The sequence below is a fragment of the Bradyrhizobium sp. TM239 genome (assembly GCF_036247985.1).
Taxonomy (GTDB): Bacteria; Pseudomonadota; Alphaproteobacteria; order Rhizobiales; family Xanthobacteraceae; genus Bradyrhizobium; species Bradyrhizobium ottawaense.
The window spans coordinates 182,393-199,266 of record NZ_BTIR01000001.1 but is presented as its reverse complement, the minus strand read 5'-3'; the positions used below and the strand labels follow the sequence as shown (position 1 = coordinate 199,266).

Here is a 16,874-nt window from a genome sequence, read left to right as displayed (position 1 = left end):
TCCCGTCCTACTCCACCTTGATCTTTGCGGCTTCGATAACCTCCTTCCAGATCGCAGTATCGGCACCAATTTTATCTGCTAGATCAGCTGCGCCCTTTCCAAGAGGTTCAACTCCCGCTGCTACCAGTTGAGCCTTGGTCTCGGGGTCGGCCAGGACCGATCTAAATGCATCCTCCAATTTCAGGCGTATCTCGTCCGTGGTATTGTGGGCGACCATTATCGCAAACCACGCGCTCGTGTCGAAGTTCGCTAATCCAGCTTCAGTCAAAGTCGGAACGTCAGGGAGAAGCGGACTGCGCCTCCCTGCGGTTACCGCCAACGCCCGGAGTTTACCGGCTTCGATTTGGGCCAATACCGACGGCAAATTGTCGAACATCACCTGGACCTGCCCGCCGATCAGGTCTGTAACGGCCGGCGCGCTGCCTTTGTAAGGCACATGTAGCAGGCTGATCCCCGTTCGCATTCCGAACATCTCTCCGTTGAGATGACCGTTCGATCCTATGCCTTGGGAAGCATAACTAACTTTGCCAGAGTTCTCTTTCGCGAGGGCGATCAATTGCTTCACCGTCGCCGCCGGCACCGATGGGTTTACAACAAGGACATTGGGGACCTGTCCCGTCCTTGTGACAGGCGCAAGGTCGCGCCTAACGTCATAACTCAAGTTCTGGAAAACAGACGGATTGGAGGTCAGTGCGCTCGACGCAACGGCGAGCAACGTGTGGCCGTCCGCTGGCGCCCGAACCACCGCCTGCACACCGATTGCGCCGTTGGCCCCGGGTCGATTTTCAACAACCACCGGCTGCGACCACATCTGCCGGAGTTTCTGAGCTAAGGCTCGTGCAATGATATCGCTCGTCCCGCCTGCCTGATAAGGCGAGATGATCGTGACCGGATGATTAGGAAACGGGTCCGCGGAAGCCATTGCGCAGGTCGCCGCAAGAAAAGCAGTCGCGAATAAGGCGCGATACATCGTGAATCCTCACTTCGAAAAGCACTACAACATCATTCTCACAGTCATTTCGACCTCTATGCAGATTCTGTCGGCCCGGAAGCCAAGCTTCCCCAAAACCGCGGATCAGCAGCGACCTCTTCTGGTGCGCCGCGAACTCAACGTGGTCGAGGCCAATTCCCTGCCTTCAAGGTCGATTGACAAAGACGATAATTCAGATATTTCAGGTGTTGTGCAAGCTGAAGTTACAGAGCCCTCCGTGGAACTGGCGTTGTTGCAGCCGACGCGCCTGCCTTCGCGTGGGCGCAGGAGAGTTGGCGATGCCGTTTAACGGAGCAGGCACCGACGACACGATATCTCGCGAAAGCGAACGGGGGCTCGTGGAGTGGGGACACTTCGTCGCGGCGTTCATCCGGCAGCAGCTTGCCGATACGTGCATCGCGAAAATTAGTTCGTTCCCATTCATGCGCTGGTTCAAACGCAAGGACGGCTGAGCAGCCGCGGGTTGGCGAGACGGAATAACATCAAACTTGAGACGTAACCCGGGAGAATCCCAACGTGACCACGCAACCGCAAATGCCTGAGAACATGCCGAAGCTCGACGAGGTGCTTATCAAGAGTAACGAGCAGGAATGGCGTCCGAAATCCCTCAAGGGAGTCTATGAAAAAGTGCTTTGGCGGGATGATGCTTCGGGTGCTTCGATCTGTTTGATTAAATTCGACAAAGGTACCAGCATTCCAGAGCCCCACATGCACGCATCGAACCAGTTCATGTTCGTGCTGGAGGGGCACTATGAATACAAACACAATGGCTTGGTGCTCAGGCCGGGCTCGTTCTACTGGAATCCGAAGGGCAACGTTCACGGCCCAACGATCGCGCATGAGGATACGGTCGTCGTTGAGATCTATGATGGCCCGCACTACCCCCAGCGCCCGAGCTGGTACGATAATGATCAGGATGCTCGATAATGACGGCGGCCAGTCCAAAGCCGGCCGTCGCGGTCGATGCTGCCAGCTTGGTACGTGATGTTGCGTCGATCTTTGCCGCGGCGGGAGTTCGTCGTGAAGATGCTGAGGTGGTCGGCGAAGACCTCGTGGCGGCAGATCTCGAGGGTGTGCCGTCACATGGCGTGATGTTGGTCCCAATGTATCTGGATCGTCTTTTGAGCGGCTCCATCTCAAAACGGCCGGCCGGCGAAATCGTAAAAGATCAGGATGGGGCTATTGTTATCGATGCCGCCAACGCATTTGGCCAGTTGACAGCACGGCAGGCCGTGCTGCTTGCGGCGTCGCGGGCGCGCAAGGCCGGTCTTGCCGCGGTGGCGGTGCGTAATGCCTTTCACTTCGGTACTGCCGGACGGTACGCTCGTATGATCGCCGGCGAAGGATGCATCGGTATCGTCATGTCGAATACTCGGCCGCTAATGCCCGTTCCGGGAGGCGCCGAAGCGCTCGTTGGAAATAATCCCATCGCGATCGCATTACCTACCTTGGGTGACTACCCGGCCGAAGTAGACCTTGCCATGAGCGCCACGGCGATGGGGAAAATTCGATTGGCTGCGGCGGCCGGAAATCCGATTCCAGAGGGGTGGGCCGCCGACTCGGAAGGGCGCTCCACCACCGATCCAAGCGCGGCAATCAGGGGGATGTTGCTACCGGCCGCCGGCCCGAAGGGCTTTGGACTCGCGTTCATGATCGACATGCTGAGTGGAGGTCTTTCCGGCGGCGCGGTCGGTGCGGAGGTCAAGCCTTTGTATGGTGACGCATCGCAGCCATACAATTGCAGCCAGTTGTTCATTGCGATCGACGTTTCCCACTTCGCGGAAGAGAATGACTTCAAGTCGCGCGTCGATACACAGCTGCGCCGTATTTCGTCGTCCAAGCGCGCGCCTGGTATTGAGCGTGTCTACGCCCCTGGCGAGTTGGTTCACGCAATGTCCAAGAAAAGCGCCGGCACTTGCAACGTTAGTCCGGAAACGATGCGCAGCCTGACCGAGGCGGCGATGAAGGTCGGTGTTGCAATCGGTTGATTCACAAGCACTAAAAGGAATAGTCATCATGAAGAAACAGATCACGACGGACAAGCTCAGGCAACCGAACGGTCACTTCTCACAGGCAACCATTATCGAGGCTAGTGGAAAGCTTCTCTTTGTTTCGGGCATGACTGCCCGGAAGCCGGATGGCACTATCGCCGGAGTGGGCGACGTGAGCGCGCAAACCCGGCAGGTTTGCGAGAATATCAAGGCTGCGGTGGAGGCTGCGGGCGGTTCGCTCGAAGACGTCGTGCGCGTCGATGTCTATGTGCGAAACATGGAGCACTTCGACGCAATCCACGCCGTTCGCAGGGAATACTTCAAGCCCCCGCTGCCTGCCTCTACCATGGTCGAAATCTGCAAGATGACGCATCCCGATTATCTTATCGAGATCAACGCCATCGCCGTGCTACCTAGCGCTTAGCAAGAGGGACGGATGCGGTTCGCAAGTGTTAAGTTCGCAGGCGTAGAGCGCGCGGGCATTGTCGAGCACGATGAGGTTCTGCTTCTGCCCCATCGGATGGTTAGCGTCTCCGATCTGATTGCGCTCGGGGACGAATGGCATGGCCTGATCGCCAAACTGCGGAGAGACGACAGCTTGCCCAGGGTGCCACTTGCGCAGACCCAATTGTTGGCTCCGATCCGCCGTTTTCAGCGGGATATCCTGTGCACGGGCTGGAATTACTGGGATCACTTTGAAGAAGGTCGCGGGAAGCGCGACGGGCAGGAGGTCGAGCGACCGAATGCACCAACCTTCTTTGGCAAGGCGCCTGGGACGGTGATCGGTCCCACCGCGGATATTGGCTTCGATGCTCGCATTTCTGCAAAATGGGACTATGAGGCGGAACTCGCGCTTGTTATCGGGAAAGCCGGGAGAAGCATTCCGGCCGCGCAGGCACTGGACCACGTTTTCGGATACTTTCTCGCCAACGATGTGTCTCAGCGAGATCTGCAGCGCCGTCATGGAGGACAATGGCTCAAGGGCAAGAGCATTGATGGTACGATGCCGATGGGACCGTACGTCGTTACGGGGGATGAATTGGACATTCCGAACATTCGTCTAGAATGCCTGCTCAATGGCGAAGTGCTCCAGAGCGCCTTGGTCAAGCAGATGGCATTCTCGATTCCCGACCTCATTGCTGAACTGTCGTTCGGTATGACTCTGATGCCAGGTGACGTCATCATAACCGGAACGCCCGCTGGCGTGGGTAACGCGCGAGAGCCGCAAGTCTTCATGAAGGCCGGTGATCATGTCGTCGTTCGCGGTACCGGTTTGGGCGAACTCAGCAACCGCTTGGTTGAACAGGACCTTTACGGAGCAACCAACATACCGTCAATGAGCGCCCCACGATGAAGGTATCCTTTCAAGCAAAAGGCGATGTGATCGTCATCACCGGTGGCGCGAACGGCATTGGTCGAGCGCTGGCCCGTGCCGCCGCCCTCGCCGGCGCTCGAGTTGTTGTTTGCGATGTCGATGAGCAGGCGATGCAGTCGCTGGCGGCGGAGAGCGACTTGATTGTAGCTCAAAAGCTCGATGTTGGAAATCGCGACGCCGTCATCGAGACCTTCGCCGATATCGAAAAATCGTTCGGTCACATCGACGGCCTCGTTTGTGGTGCGGCGATACAGCCGAGGACGGCGGTCAAGGACATGGATCCGGCCGAATGGAAGAAGGTCATGGCGGTCAACCTCGACGGCGTCGTGTGGTGCTATCAGGCGGTCATTGGGAGAATGATCGAGCGCCGACGCGGAATCATTGTGGCGTTTTCGTCTGGGCTCGCGTACCAGGGGTGGCCGGAAGCGTCCGCATATGCGGCCACGAAGGGTGGCCTGATCGCGTTCGTCAAGAGCGCTGCAAAGGAAGTCGCACAGCATCGGGTGCGCTTCAATCTGATTGCCCCGGGAGTCATCGACACGCCGCAGTATCGCGCGGCCAACGCCGGCGCCGACGATGAACGATGGCGGGCTTCGACGGGAGTCGGAGTTCCGGAGGACGTCGTTGGCCCCCTTCTGTTTTTGCTGTCCGACGCTGCAACAATGACGGCCTCCATCGTCAGTCGCGACTTCGCCTATCCAGCGAGTGAAGCATGAAGAATACTAGCGAGACGAAGCCTATCCTGATTATCGGTGCAGGACCCGTCGGTCTTACGACGGCGCTGGGTCTCCACTACTACCGCCTTCCTTTCAAAATCTTCGAGGAGGACGCGACGCTTTCGCTTGATACGAAGGCCGGAACAATCCTCACCAGAACACTGGAGGCGTTCCGGCGATACGGCGTGGCGGACGCGGTATTGCAGAAGGCGCTGCGTTTGGACGAAATTGGCGGCCTCGATCGCGCCACCAATAAGCCAACTCTGTCGGTTCGCACGGAGGTGCTCGCCGAGGATACCCGCTTTCCTTTCGTGATAAATTTGCCTCAGCACCACCTTGAACCGATCCTGCAGCGAGCGGTTGACGAGGCCAGTCCTGGATCGATGCATTTGTCCCATCGCCTCAAATCGTTCCGTCAGAACGAAGGCGGTGTGGCAGCGATCTTCGATACTCCACAAGGGGAACGCGAGTTCGAAGGGTCCTATTTGCTTGCTTGTGACGGTGGGCGTAGCACCGTCCGAACTCAGTTAGACATACCCGTCGACGGTGTGTCTCACGATATCCGGTACATGCTAGTGGACCTCAAGGTCGATCTCGACCTCGCAAATCCTCGAGACTACCCGTATCTGGCGTACTTCTCGGACCCCGAGGAGTGGATGATCCTGGTTCGGCAGCCTCACTGCTGGCGCTTCTTATTTCCGCTCGCTCCTGGGATGGAGCCACCGAGCAACGATGCTTTCGGAGAAAAGGTCCGTCGTTTTATCGGGGACGTCGACAAGCTCGAGGTCATAAACACCGTCGTCTACCGCGTGCATCATCGGATTGCATCGGAATGGCAGCGCGACCGAATATTCCTCATGGGCGATGCTGCGCATTTGATTACGCCGATGTGGGCGCTTGGGTTGAATACCGGCATTCTTGATGCGATCAACCTGCCATGGCGACTTGCTTGGGTCTTGCGCGGTTGGGCTGGCCCGGACCTCCTTCGAGGATATGCACGCGAGCAAATGCCTCTTGCTGCAAATGGCTCGGGAGAAATGGCGGAGCAAGCTCGCAAGTATATGGGCGGGCAGGGCGATGTCACCGATCTGATGTCCGGGACTGCCTGGGGACTCGCAGCAACTCGAACAATGCTCGGCGTACGATTGGGTGTCGACGACAGCGCGCAGTGGTCTATGGTCAAAATGGACAAGGGACCTCTCCTGGTCGGAGACAGGGTGCCTGATTTCGAGGTGCAGGCCCCGGATGGTCGGCCGCACCGTTTGCACGATTTGATCGACAACACCTTCCTTGCTCTGTATTTCACCGACGCACGCCGCAAGCCGAAAATTCCAGCTCACAGTCCTGGCTTGAAGCACTATGTCGTCTCGCGATGGGATGCTCCGTTGGATTCGGGGCTGCGGGACCGCGCGCTATTGGATGTCGGTGAGAGGCTGTTCAATCGCATGGGTTGTGCGCCCAACACCCTGGTGTTGATTCGTCCAGATGATCACGTCGCCGCGATAGAACCCATCACTCCAGGACGGGCCGATGAGTTGTATCGTCGAATTGTCCTGCAGCAGGGTTGATCCTTTGGAAGCGATCTCACTCGACATCCATACTCATCTTGTACCGGTCCAAGAACCATCGGTGCTTGGGAGCGACGGCATTGCTTGGGATGCCGCGTCTTCGACCCTCACGATCGACGGGCATGTGGTCGGTGCAAAAGGTCTGTTCTCTCCTGCGGCCCTACTTGGATGGCTAGCTTCTAACTCAGTCGAGGCCGCCTATGTTTCAGTACCGCCTCCGATGTATCGCCAGCAGCTGGGCGAGGATGCTGCCGCGCAATGGATCAGCCGGGTCAATGAGGGCCTCATATCGCTGACGCGAGTGTCATCGGCTCGTCTTACGCCCCTGCCGCATTTGCCGATCGAGCATCCGGATCTCGCGGCCGAAATAGCAACTCGCGCCATCGAAGGTGGTTTCAGTCGATTTAGCTCGCCAGCCGGCGCGTCCGGCCGGATGTTGTCTGACAAGTGCTACGACCAGTTATGGCGGGTATTGAGCGACAATCGGGCCTTCGTTCTAGTTCATCCGGGCGAAGCTGAAGATCGACGCCTCGCGCCGTTCTATCTGGGGAATCTCCTCGGGAATCCATATGAGACGACGGTCGCCATCGCACATCTCGTGTTTGGTGGCGTTGTCGCCCGCTACCCTCATATCAGGTTTTGCTTTGCGCACGGAGGAGGGGCCGCCGCAATGCTGGCGGGCCGTTTCGAGATGGGCTTCCACACGGTTCGACCCGGAGTGGATAGGTCGTTGCCCGGGCCCAAGGCGTTGATGAAACGCCTCATGGTTGATTGTGTCACTCATGATCCTGAAGCGCTACGATTGGCCCAAAGTGTCTTTGGCGCCTCGCACGTCCTGTTTGGATCTGACTGGCCATTTCCGATGGGCTTGATGGATCCTCATGATCAATTGGCTGCTCTGCTGCCCAACGAGCGTGACGCCATCTTCCGAGGCAACATAGCATCCGTTCAAATATAGAAGATGGGAGACATAATATGGGCGATGAAATTGCGTTTGATTCCTCCAAACCACTGGGACCAATCGGAGATGAGATTGTCTTCGAGAATGAATATGTTCGCGTTTGGGGTCTGGCGCTTGATCCCGGCGGGCGCCAGCCGTGGCATCGGCACGAACTTCCTTATCTGGTGATACCGCTTACGGACGGAGACAATGAGATGATTTTCTCCGACGGGCGGCGCAAGCCAACCAAGGAAACTCCCGGAACGGCTCTTTGGCGTGAGCCGGGAATTCCTCATGAGTTGATCAACCGCAGCACTTGGCGTTATCGCAACATTCTTGTTGAGCTCAAAACGGCTAGCACCTCGAAGGCGTGAGTCGAGCCTGCCACCTTCCCGTTTGCCGGGCGCCGTAGCGCAACAACCGGGCGGGTTGACCTACTCAGCCTTTCCTTTCGTCCGCCTCGACCGAACCTGCGGTCGCGGCGCGACCGGCTCGTTCCTCTGTTCAGCGCTCGCGGTCCGACCTGAGGGAAGCCGAATCCGAGCATCTTCGAACGGAACTTCGGATCCGTTCGCCTTGCTAACCAAGTCATTTCGGTTCCTCCATCGTCGCGATGGCGAGCCGAGAGCGAAAGCCAGCGGCTTCATCGACGGACATACAGCCAAAAAATACAAACCGTTATACATCTGGACATATCACCAGAAATATCAGATTGCACAATGCTGGATCCGTCTGCTAGCCTGACTGATAGACCGGGCTCGAAACCGGCAATTATCAGGGGCGACATGCTCATTCACAAATCCAACAAATTTAGACTCCCGCTCCCGCTGCGCAAATCGCTGATTTGCTTCTCCGTCTGCGGCCTGCTGATCTCGGCTATCGCGCGGGTTGCCGCGGCTGATACGATCACAATAAGCGTTGGTATCGACCCGGCATTTTCTCCGGTCTACATCGCACAAGAGCGCGGCCTTTTTGCCAAGGCCGGCTTGGACGTTAAGCTACTGCGGGTAGCGCAAGGTGGCGAGGCGATGGACGCAATCATCGCCGGGCAGGCTCAGCTCGGTGTTGCTGCCGACCAAACCGTCATTCTTCGCTTGGCCCGTGCTGACTTGCGGCCATTGGCAATTCTCCACGACTCCGAAGACTATTTGCAAGCCGTGGCTCGGTCGGGAATCGACGAGCCAAGTCAGGTCAAGAAGATGGGAGTCGTTAAGGGTACTGTGAGTGAATATTGCGCGGCGATGTTTGCCGAAAAATACGGCTTGGAATCGGCGTTGAAATACGTAAACGCAACCGGCCCCGAATTTGTTGCGCTGCTGCTCCGGGGAGATATCGACGCGTTCTTCTCGTGGCCTCCGTTTCCGGCAATGGCAATGAAGCAGGGAGCGAGGGGCCTCGCAACTAACGGCAAGGTGGGCTATCTCAGCACGATGTGGGTCACGGCATCGCCGACTTGGTTGGCGTCGAATGAAGCCGTTGCGCACAAGCTCCTAGACGTCCTTGCGGAAGCCAACCGCCAAATGGAGGCCGACCTGCCGGCGGCGGCCGCCGATTTTCAGAAGCAAACCAAGCTCGCTGCTTCGGATACGCTTCCGCTTTTTGGGCTCCTGAGGTTTCATCTTCGGGATTTCTCCGACCCCGATATCCAGAGCTTCGACAAAATTGCTGAATTTCAGTTTAGTCGAAAGTCGAGTCCGGCGAAGGTTGACGTTCCCCACTTTCTAGCTCGTGGCTTCTACGTGGATCGATCACGGTGAGCATAGCGATCGAATTGAAAGGCGTCTCAGTCAAGCTTGGGGACACCGTTGTGGCAGACGGTGTAAACCTGAGCATCGCTCCGGGCGAGTTTGTATGCTTACTCGGGCCTTCTGGATGCGGGAAGTCTACTCTTCTGAACGTCATCGCAGGCTTCGTTCAAGCTCAAGGCACCGTTCTCGCCGGAGGAGTTCCGATCACGGGGCCTGGTAAGGAGAGGGGCGTTGTATTCCAGAGTTCTGAGGCGCTCTTTCCATGGCTGACTGTTCGTCAAAACGTCGAATATGCTGCCCGCATTCGGGGCGTAAGCCGCAGCGAGCGCACTGAGAAAGCTGACAAGTACCTCCGCATGGTCGGGTTGTCGTCGGCGGCAAATCGCTTTCCTTCCGAATTGTCGGGCGGAATGCGTCAGCGAGCCCAAATTGCACGGGTGCTTGCCAATGAGCCGTCCGTAATTCTTATGGATGAGCCATTCGGAGCGTTGGACGCTCAGACCCGTGAAGTTCTCCAAATCGAGCTCGAACGAATTTGGCGGGAGACCGGGGCATCAGTGTTGTTCGTTACGCACGATATCGGAGAATCCATACTGTTAGCTGATCGCGTTGTAACGATGACCGTCGGGCCAAAAGCGCGCATCAAGAGCATAGCCGAAGTAGATCTGTCCCGACCGCGCCAGTTGGCAAGCTCTCGCGCAATCGAACTCCTCCGGACGCTTCGGGACGACATCGCAGTCGAGGTGAACAAAGTCTTGACCGCCCAAGGACTAGTGCTGGGAGGTCGTGCGTGAAGGCCGTTGGGATGACACCGCAAGTCTCGTTGCTTCCGGCGAAGTTGTTCAAGCGCCCGTCACTTAGTGGGGTTGTCTTTCCCATCCTGTCGATCTTCGCGGGCTTGGTCGCTTGGGAGCTGTCGAGCCTCTGGTTTCCTCCAATCTTCCTACCATCGCCAGCGACTACATTCTGGGCCTTGGTTGAACTTGCGCGCGATGGGAGCTTATGGGCGTCCATCGTCGCATCGACCTTTCGCATACTGGCCGGATGGATTGCCGGAGTTGCGGTAGGAATTCCTCTTGGCATGGCGATGGGATATGTCGGTGCAATCAGGAAGCTGTGTGAGCCTTATATTGAATTCTTCCGATTTGTCCCGCCGATCTCGTTTGTAACCCTCGCCGTCATCTGGCTGGGGCCCGGCGACGCGTCGAAGATCGCTTTGATCTTCTACACCACGGTATTTGCGATGACCCTCAACGCAATCGCGGGCACAGTTGCGGTACCCGAGATCAGATTGAGAGCGGCCGCAGCGCTCGGTGCCGGCCGATTGGCGACTTTGCTCACCGTAATCGTACCGTCAGTGGTGCCGCATTTGGTGACGGGCGCCAGGATTGCGATGGGGAATTCATTCCTCACCATCGTGTCCGCAGAAATCGTTGCCTCGGAAGTCGGCTTGGGAGCTCTCATCTGGAATGCGCGCAATTACGGTCGCACAGACTGGGTGTTTGCGGGCATTTTGACTCTGGGCTGTCTTGGATTTCTCTACGACCGGATTCTCCGAGCCGCTTCATCAGCGGCCTTGAAGCGCTTCGGAGTGAACTTCTAAACGAGGAGGCTTGAGATGGATGCTCATGCCACGATCACCTACCCGATGAACCATTTTGCCACGGACGCGCTTAAAGTCGTCGATTTGACAGCACCAGCCTGTCGGATGCACCGGCTCGCGGTTGCGAGTTTTGGCACTCGATCCAGCTTGACAATTAGCACCAAGACCGCAGGCACGATGCCGCATTCAACTTCGAGGTGGCGAAACGAGCGCCACCTCGAACTTTAGTAGCTGACGTTCTTCGGCCTCAACCGATCGGACGAATTGCTGCAAATCGAGGTAACTATGGCCCAAGCCCCCAGGTCGAGTATCGACCTTTTTACGCCGGACAGCATCACAAACCCGTATCCTCTATACAAGGAATTGCGAGATCTTGGGCCGGTCGTTTGGCTTACCTCCAATCAGGTATGGGCGATCCCTCGCTATGAGGAAGTGAAGCACGTCCTCAAGAACTGGGATACGTTCGTGTCTTCCCGCGGTGTCGCAATGGACGCCGCTGTGAACGCTGCGACGTCGGGCCCAAAAGCAAATTCGCTTACCACCGATCGGCCGCTTCATGACGAGATCCGACGCATCACGTCGGCTCCGCTCCTGCCTGGAGCACTCAAGGAGATCAAGCCTCTTATTGAAGATACAGCCCGTCGCACTGTGGATGATCTTTGTGAGCGCGAAACCTTCGACGGGATGACCGAACTTGCCCAGGTCCTCCCGCTCACGATCGTATCCGATCTCGTAGGCCTCCCAATATATGGTCGCGAGTCCATGCTGAGGTGGGCAGCAGCGACGTTCAACGCGATGGGCCCGATGAACGAGCGTGGAAAAGGCGCCGTAGCAGAGATCAAGGAGTTGCACGAATTCTGTCTGAAAGAGGCCATTCCCGGAAAGCTGCGGCCTGGCAGTTGGGCCGATCGCATTTACAAAGTTGTCGGTGACAACAAGACATTGGCCGAGCGATGCCCGGCTATGATGCGCGAATACATCGGGCCAAGTCTGGATACGACCATCTTTGCCACGGGTCATATCCTACGGTTACTCGGAGAGAATCCCACGCAGTGGCAGCTGCTTCGCAAGGATCCGGCCCTCATCCCTGCAGCGATCGATGAGGCGTTGCGCCTGGAATCTCCGGTGCGCACGTTTACCCGATGCGTGCAGAAGGATGTCGAGTTGAGTGGCATCTTGCTGCCAGCAGACTCTCGGGTCCTCGTCATGTTTTCGTCAGGAAATAGAGACGAAAGGAAGTGGGATCAACCAGACGAATTCATCGTCTCAAGACGACCGACCGACCATTTGGCTTTCGGGCACGGAATCCACACTTGTGCTGGCATGCATCTGGCTCGCCTCGAAATCTCCAGCCTATTGATGGCAATGGTGGAGAGAGTCGAGACGATCGAGGTAGGAAAGCCAGAAATCTTCCTCAATAACACTCTCGGCGGCTATGCTTCGCTACCAATGCGCTTCAGCAGAAACTGACCGATGTGCCATCGGCCTCCCTGCTCAAACAGGACGACGTCCAGGGATTGGCCCACGAAAGAAGCCGGAACGATATTCACCGATGCAAAATCTGCTCAACGTAAGAATCACTGACAAAAAGCAGATCGCTAAGGATATCTGCGTCCTCAAGCTTGCGCCCGCCAGTGCAGAACCGTTGCCTTTCTTCAGCGCCGGAGCGCATGTGGACATTCATCTCGCGACAGGAATAGTTCGCCAATATTCTCTATGCAATACTGCTGCCCAACAAGATGTTTACGTTATTGCGGTCCTGAGAGAGACAGAATCGCGGGGGGGCTCGACTGCTGTTCACGATAAGCTAGAAGTTGGTGACATCATAAAGATAAGTGAGCCGCGGAACCACTTCTCGTTGGTTCAGTCTGCGACGAGCTCACTCCTAGTGGCCGGCGGGATCGGCATTACGCCGCTTCTCCGTATGGCCGAGGAATTGAACACGATGGGGGCGGCATTCGGGCTACATTATTGTGCGCGATCAAAAGACAGAATGGCATTCCGGGACTATCTCTTGTCGTGCGATTACTCAAAGCGGGTTCATCTTCACGTTGATGATGGTCCCGACGATCAGAAATTGGATCTTCAGCAAGTCGTTTCGGAGGCGGGCCCCGATGCTCAATTATATGTCTGCGGGCCATCGGGCTTCATTGATTGGGTACTGAAAGGGGCCCAAATGGCGGGGGTCGATGCAAGTCGTCTCCATCGAGAATACTTCTCGCCACAGCATGTCTCGGACGGGCAGCTTGCGCCATTTGAAATCATTGTTGCCAGTACTGGTCAGAAGCTGCGTGTGCCTCCCGGCAAATCGGCCGCGAATGTTCTGATCGAAGCTGGCGTTTCGCTTACTGTTTCATGTGAGGAGGGCATTTGCGGATCGTGCATCACGGGAATCTTGGAAGGAACGCCGGATCATCGAGACTCAGTATTCACTGATGAAGAAAGAGAGCGAGGCGATCGCTTCACGCCGTGCTGTTCGAGGGCGAAGTCAAGTCGACTGGTCCTTGATCTATGATCTCACGGCAGCGGTACACGAGGCGCTGTCGCTGAGCGGGACCAACCGTTCGGCTTTCGCTGCAAGTTTGTCATAAATGGTGGGCGGTTTTGTCAAAATGGTCATTGCGCTCGACCGGCTCCTCGCGCAAATGACCTCGCCGCTAAGTACGGACGTGATCTCGCGTGCATTGTCCCACTTCGGCGTTTCCTCCCAATACTGGCCGCGCGCGCAAGCGCTGAGCGGCCGGTTTTTTTAGAGCGTGCAGCCCCGGGGGCCACTAGCAAGGCGATGCTGTCGCGGCGGGGAGAGCAATTGAGCGAGGTTGGCATCTGGCTTTGTTGGATCGGGAAGCAGGGAGCCTCACTGAGGATCGCCCCGCTTCGTCTCTAGCGATAGTTCGTGCATCCCAAGTAGGCCCGGCGGATCATCGTCGCGGCCGGACGGGTGGCTGGCGAATTTGCGGAATTGGTCATTGTCAGGCTGCGCGGGTGCGTCCAGCATAATTAGTGCCGGAAGCCGATTAGAGCAGAATATGTACGCTCCGGGGGAGTGCGCCTGCGCCTGCATAACATCATTACGTCTTTAGCCGAGCCGGAGGTGTGCGATCATGACGTCGACAGATCGTCAGATGCCAGAGCTGGATTTGGATCCGTTCTCGACTGACTTCTTCGATGATCCTTATCCCACGCACGAGCGTCTTCGTGACATCGCACCAGTTGTATGGCTATCGAAATGGGATGTCTATGCCATTGCTCGATATAAGGAGGTGCACGACGTACTGCATGATCATCGCAATTTCTGCTCAAGTCGCGGCGCCGGGCTAACTGATTTCGCCAAGGAGAAGCCCTGGCGACCACCCAGCCTCATTCTAGAAGCTGATCCTCCTGCGCATACCCGCATAAGAGCGGTCTTCGATCGGATTCTATCCCCCGCCGTCGTGAGGGCCTTGCGCGAGAAATTCACAAGAGTGGCTGAAGACAGGACGGATGAGTTGCTTGCGCGGGGCAGCGTCGATGCAATCAGAGATATTGCGGAGGCATTTCCTCTCTCGGTGTTTCCGGAGGCAGTCGGATTGAAGAAAGAGGGAAGAGAACATCTGTTGCCATATGCGGGTGTCGTATTCAACGCGTTCGGCCCGCCCAACCAACTTCGACAACAGGCGATCGAGCGCTCCGCTCCGCATCAGGCGTATGTCTTGGAGCAATGCCAACGTGAGAACCTATCCACCGAGGGGTTCGGGGCTTGTATCTATTCTCGTGTTGAATCCGGCGACATTGCCGAAGCTGAAGCACCCCTGTTGGTGCGCACGCTGCTGAGCGCGGGTCTTGACACGACGGTCAATGGACTTGGCGCGGCACTGTATTGCCTGGCTCGTTTCCCTGATCAGTGGAGGCTGCTCAGGGATGATCCAGGCCGCGCCCGCAACGCATTCGAGGAGGCCATTCGCTACGAGTCCCCCGTGCAAACGTTTTTCCGAACGACAACACAGGAGGTCACGATCGGCGGCTTCAAGGTCGGCGCCGGCAAGAAGGTCCTGATGTTCCTCGGAGCGGCAAATCGAGACCCGAGAAAATGGGAGCATCCTGATAGCTACGATATCGGCCGTCGGACAAGTGGCCATGTGGGGTTCGGTTCCGGGATACACATGTGCAGCGGGCAATTTCTCGCGCGACTTGAGGGTGAGGTGATGTTGTCGACCTTGGCCAAAAGAGTGCGTGCGATTGAGATTTCAGGAGAAATAAAGCGCCGATACAACAACACACTTCGTGGACTTGAAAGCCTTCCAATAACTCTCAAGCGGGCGAGCTAAAAATGCCAGAAACTATGTTCGTCCTCTCTTCGGGCGAATCACACGAGATTCAGGCGCGAGAACAAGAGAGTGCCATGGAGGCGGCCGTTCGCAATGCCGTACCGGGCATTCTTGCGGAGTGCGGCGGCAACGCCATGTGCGCGACCTGTCACGTCTATGTGGATGAGGGATGGAGCGGTTGCCTCGCAGATGTCGAAGAGCTCGAGGATGAGCTTCTAATTGGCGTTGCTGCCGACCGACGGGCTACTAGCCGTCTGTCGTGTCAGATACGAATGACCGCGACCCTCGATGGCCTCATTCTTCGCGTGCCGGACAAGCAGGTCTAAATCGCCAACCAGCGACGACAAAGAGCGCAAAATGAAGCTAACGATCCTTCCGCTAGTGCTCGCATCGACCATCTTTGCTCCCCAGATGGCGAACGCGGAGCTGTCCGATAAGATCGTCCGTGTCGGCGTGCTCACCGACGTCACGGGTTTGTACCAAGACACCAACGGTATGGGATCGGTGGAGGCGGCTAGGATGGCAGCCGAGGAATTCGAGAGTGCGCACAAGGGAATCAAGGTCGAAGTTGTCTTCGCGGACCACCAGAACAAGCCAGATGTCGCCACCGCGATCGTGCGTAAGTGGTTAGATAGCGGCGGCGTCGATGCGGTGGTGGACGTACCTAATTCCGCGGTTGGCCTCGCAGTCAACTCTTTGCTTCGCGGCACGAAGGTCACGTTTCTTGCGTCGTCGACAGCGACCTCCGAACTTACGGGCAAGGAGTGCTCACCCAACACCATTCAATGGGTTAATGACGTCTGGGCGACTGCCCATGCGACCACGGCGGCGATGATGGAGCGGGGCGGAAAGGACTGGTACTTTATCACGGTCAATTTCGCGCTTGGACAAGGCCTCGAGGCTGAGGCAACCCGCTTTATCGAGTCACATGGCGGGAAGGTGCTTGGCTCAGCAAGACACCCGCTGGGTACTTCAGACTTTGCGTCGCTACTTCTGCAGGCGCAGAATTCTAAGGCAAAGGTCATAGGGCTCGCTAATGCCGGCGGCGACACGATCAACGCCATCAAGCAGGCATCCGAGTTCGGTATTCGGCAGGGAGGACAGTCCATGGTCGCTTTCCTCCTGTTCATCAACGACGTTCATGGAATGGGCCTGAATGTCGCCCAAGGCCTGCAGCTTCTCGAGTCCTTCTACTGGGATGCTGACGACGATACGCGAGCATTCTCGATGCGATTTGGTGCGCGACCGGGAATGCACGGCAAGGTTCCAAGTGGGAATCAGGCGGGCGTTTACTCGTCGACGTTGGCCTTCCTGAATGCGGTTGCGGCGGCAGATAGCAACGACGCCCGACAAGTCGTGCCTGAGATGAAGAAGGTAAGCGGCAAAGACAAGCTGTTCGGCGACATCAGGATCAGGCAAGACGGTCGCGTAATCCATCCGATGTATCTCTTCGAGGTGAAGCGTCCTGGAGAGACAAATTATCCCTACGATTACTACAAGCTTCTTTCAACGATCCCAGGCGAAGTGGCATTTCGTCCCATTTCGGACGGCGGCTGCGCTCTCCTGAAATAGACCGGGGAACGCGCCGTCAAGGATATTTGCGGTCCGCTTGCCAGGTGCCGGTCACTCCTTTTG

The 16,874-nt window shown here is 57.1% G+C and carries 19 protein-coding genes; 18 read left to right on the top strand and 1 reads right to left on the bottom strand.

Features of this window, described 5'->3' with window-relative positions; genetic code table 11:
• Positions 1-7: 7 nt before the first annotated feature.
• Positions 8-970: a Bug family tripartite tricarboxylate transporter substrate binding protein gene (locus AABA84_RS00950; RefSeq protein WP_338310998.1), complete on the bottom strand. Its 963-nt coding sequence runs from the start codon at positions 968-970 to the stop codon at positions 8-10.
• A gap of 1 nt (position 971) precedes the next feature.
• Between AABA84_RS00950 and AABA84_RS00945 the strand changes: the two genes are divergently transcribed.
• From AABA84_RS00945 to AABA84_RS00860, 18 genes are all read left to right on the top strand, one after another.
• Complete coding sequence (locus tag AABA84_RS00945) at positions 972-1,280, top strand: hypothetical protein (RefSeq protein ID WP_338310996.1); 309 nt, start codon at positions 972-974, stop codon at positions 1,278-1,280.
• On the top strand, positions 1,270-1,443 hold the full coding sequence (locus AABA84_RS00940; RefSeq protein ID WP_338310995.1) for a hypothetical protein: 174 nt from the start codon (positions 1,270-1,272) through the stop codon (positions 1,441-1,443). Before AABA84_RS00945 ends, AABA84_RS00940 begins: the two co-directional genes overlap by 11 nt.
• A gap of 64 nt (positions 1,444-1,507) precedes the next feature.
• Positions 1,508-1,918, top strand: a complete 411-nt coding sequence (locus AABA84_RS00935) for a cupin domain-containing protein (RefSeq protein ID WP_338310993.1) — start codon at positions 1,508-1,510, stop codon at positions 1,916-1,918.
• Positions 1,918-2,979 (top strand): Ldh family oxidoreductase, encoded by a 1,062-nt coding sequence (locus AABA84_RS00930; protein ID WP_338310992.1) that lies wholly within the window; start codon positions 1,918-1,920, stop codon positions 2,977-2,979. The genes AABA84_RS00935 and AABA84_RS00930 overlap by 1 nt, the downstream gene beginning before the upstream one ends.
• Positions 2,980-3,007: 28 nt before the next feature.
• The gene (locus AABA84_RS00925) at positions 3,008-3,406 is read left to right on the top strand and encodes a RidA family protein (protein WP_338310991.1); all 399 of its coding nucleotides are present in this window, start codon (positions 3,008-3,010) and stop codon (positions 3,404-3,406) included.
• Between the two features lie 12 nt (positions 3,407-3,418).
• Positions 3,419-4,336, top strand: coding sequence for a fumarylacetoacetate hydrolase family protein (locus tag AABA84_RS00920; RefSeq protein ID WP_338310990.1), 918 nt, complete (start codon positions 3,419-3,421; stop codon positions 4,334-4,336).
• Positions 4,333-5,073, top strand: a complete 741-nt coding sequence (locus AABA84_RS00915) for an SDR family NAD(P)-dependent oxidoreductase (RefSeq protein WP_338310988.1) — start codon at positions 4,333-4,335, stop codon at positions 5,071-5,073. Before AABA84_RS00920 ends, AABA84_RS00915 begins: the two co-directional genes overlap by 4 nt.
• Complete coding sequence (locus tag AABA84_RS00910) at positions 5,070-6,641, top strand: FAD-dependent monooxygenase (RefSeq protein WP_338310987.1); 1,572 nt, start codon at positions 5,070-5,072, stop codon at positions 6,639-6,641. Before AABA84_RS00915 ends, AABA84_RS00910 begins: the two co-directional genes overlap by 4 nt.
• Positions 6,604-7,599: an amidohydrolase family protein gene (locus AABA84_RS00905; RefSeq protein WP_338310985.1), complete on the top strand. Its 996-nt coding sequence runs from the start codon at positions 6,604-6,606 to the stop codon at positions 7,597-7,599. The genes AABA84_RS00910 and AABA84_RS00905 overlap by 38 nt, the downstream gene beginning before the upstream one ends.
• A gap of 17 nt (positions 7,600-7,616) precedes the next feature.
• A complete protein-coding gene (locus AABA84_RS00900; protein ID WP_338310984.1) occupies positions 7,617-7,955 on the top strand; it encodes a hypothetical protein in 339 nt (112 codons plus the stop codon).
• Positions 7,956-8,366: 411 nt separating this feature from the next.
• The gene (locus AABA84_RS00895) at positions 8,367-9,338 is read left to right on the top strand and encodes an ABC transporter substrate-binding protein (protein ID WP_338310983.1); all 972 of its coding nucleotides are present in this window, start codon (positions 8,367-8,369) and stop codon (positions 9,336-9,338) included.
• Complete coding sequence (locus tag AABA84_RS00890) at positions 9,335-10,123, top strand: ABC transporter ATP-binding protein (protein WP_338310982.1); 789 nt, start codon at positions 9,335-9,337, stop codon at positions 10,121-10,123. Before AABA84_RS00895 ends, AABA84_RS00890 begins: the two co-directional genes overlap by 4 nt.
• On the top strand, positions 10,120-10,932 hold the full coding sequence (locus AABA84_RS00885) for an ABC transporter permease (RefSeq protein ID WP_338310980.1): 813 nt from the start codon (positions 10,120-10,122) through the stop codon (positions 10,930-10,932). The genes AABA84_RS00890 and AABA84_RS00885 overlap by 4 nt, the downstream gene beginning before the upstream one ends.
• A 285-nt stretch (positions 10,933-11,217) precedes the next feature.
• Positions 11,218-12,402 (top strand): cytochrome P450, encoded by a 1,185-nt coding sequence (locus tag AABA84_RS00880; protein ID WP_338310979.1) that lies wholly within the window; start codon positions 11,218-11,220, stop codon positions 12,400-12,402.
• Between the two features lie 82 nt (positions 12,403-12,484).
• Complete coding sequence (locus tag AABA84_RS00875) at positions 12,485-13,447, top strand: PDR/VanB family oxidoreductase (protein ID WP_338310978.1); 963 nt, start codon at positions 12,485-12,487, stop codon at positions 13,445-13,447.
• Between the two features lie 589 nt (positions 13,448-14,036).
• The gene (locus AABA84_RS00870; protein WP_338310977.1) at positions 14,037-15,239 is read left to right on the top strand and encodes a cytochrome P450; all 1,203 of its coding nucleotides are present in this window, start codon (positions 14,037-14,039) and stop codon (positions 15,237-15,239) included.
• Positions 15,240-15,313: 74 nt separating this feature from the next.
• Positions 15,314-15,565, top strand: coding sequence for a 2Fe-2S iron-sulfur cluster-binding protein (locus AABA84_RS00865; RefSeq protein WP_445083391.1), 252 nt, complete (start codon positions 15,314-15,316; stop codon positions 15,563-15,565).
• A 31-nt stretch (positions 15,566-15,596) separates the two neighbouring features.
• On the top strand, positions 15,597-16,811 hold the full coding sequence (locus AABA84_RS00860) for an ABC transporter substrate-binding protein (RefSeq protein ID WP_338310975.1): 1,215 nt from the start codon (positions 15,597-15,599) through the stop codon (positions 16,809-16,811).
• Positions 16,812-16,874: the final 63 nt, after the last annotated feature.

Coding starts and splice junctions, on each gene's coding strand:
- AABA84_RS00950 (WP_338310998.1), bottom strand. CDS start 970: ATGTATCGCGCCTTATTCGCGACTGCTTTTCTTGCGGCGACCTGCGCA.
- AABA84_RS00940 (WP_338310995.1), top strand. CDS start 1,270: ATGCCGTTTAACGGAGCAGGCACCGACGACACGATATCTCGCGAAAGC.
- AABA84_RS00930 (WP_338310992.1), top strand. CDS start 1,918: ATGACGGCGGCCAGTCCAAAGCCGGCCGTCGCGGTCGATGCTGCCAGC.
- AABA84_RS00925 (WP_338310991.1), top strand. CDS start 3,008: ATGAAGAAACAGATCACGACGGACAAGCTCAGGCAACCGAACGGTCAC.
- AABA84_RS00920 (WP_338310990.1), top strand. CDS start 3,419: ATGCGGTTCGCAAGTGTTAAGTTCGCAGGCGTAGAGCGCGCGGGCATT.
- AABA84_RS00915 (WP_338310988.1), top strand. CDS start 4,333: ATGAAGGTATCCTTTCAAGCAAAAGGCGATGTGATCGTCATCACCGGT.
- AABA84_RS00910 (WP_338310987.1), top strand. CDS start 5,070: ATGAAGAATACTAGCGAGACGAAGCCTATCCTGATTATCGGTGCAGGA.
- AABA84_RS00905 (WP_338310985.1), top strand. CDS start 6,604: ATGAGTTGTATCGTCGAATTGTCCTGCAGCAGGGTTGATCCTTTGGAA.
- AABA84_RS00900 (WP_338310984.1), top strand. CDS start 7,617: ATGGGCGATGAAATTGCGTTTGATTCCTCCAAACCACTGGGACCAATC.
- AABA84_RS00895 (WP_338310983.1), top strand. CDS start 8,367: ATGCTCATTCACAAATCCAACAAATTTAGACTCCCGCTCCCGCTGCGC.
- AABA84_RS00880 (WP_338310979.1), top strand. CDS start 11,218: ATGGCCCAAGCCCCCAGGTCGAGTATCGACCTTTTTACGCCGGACAGC.
- AABA84_RS00875 (WP_338310978.1), top strand. CDS start 12,485: ATGCAAAATCTGCTCAACGTAAGAATCACTGACAAAAAGCAGATCGCT.
- AABA84_RS00870 (WP_338310977.1), top strand. CDS start 14,037: ATGACGTCGACAGATCGTCAGATGCCAGAGCTGGATTTGGATCCGTTC.
- AABA84_RS00865 (WP_445083391.1), top strand. CDS start 15,314: ATGGAGGCGGCCGTTCGCAATGCCGTACCGGGCATTCTTGCGGAGTGC.
- AABA84_RS00860 (WP_338310975.1), top strand. CDS start 15,597: ATGAAGCTAACGATCCTTCCGCTAGTGCTCGCATCGACCATCTTTGCT.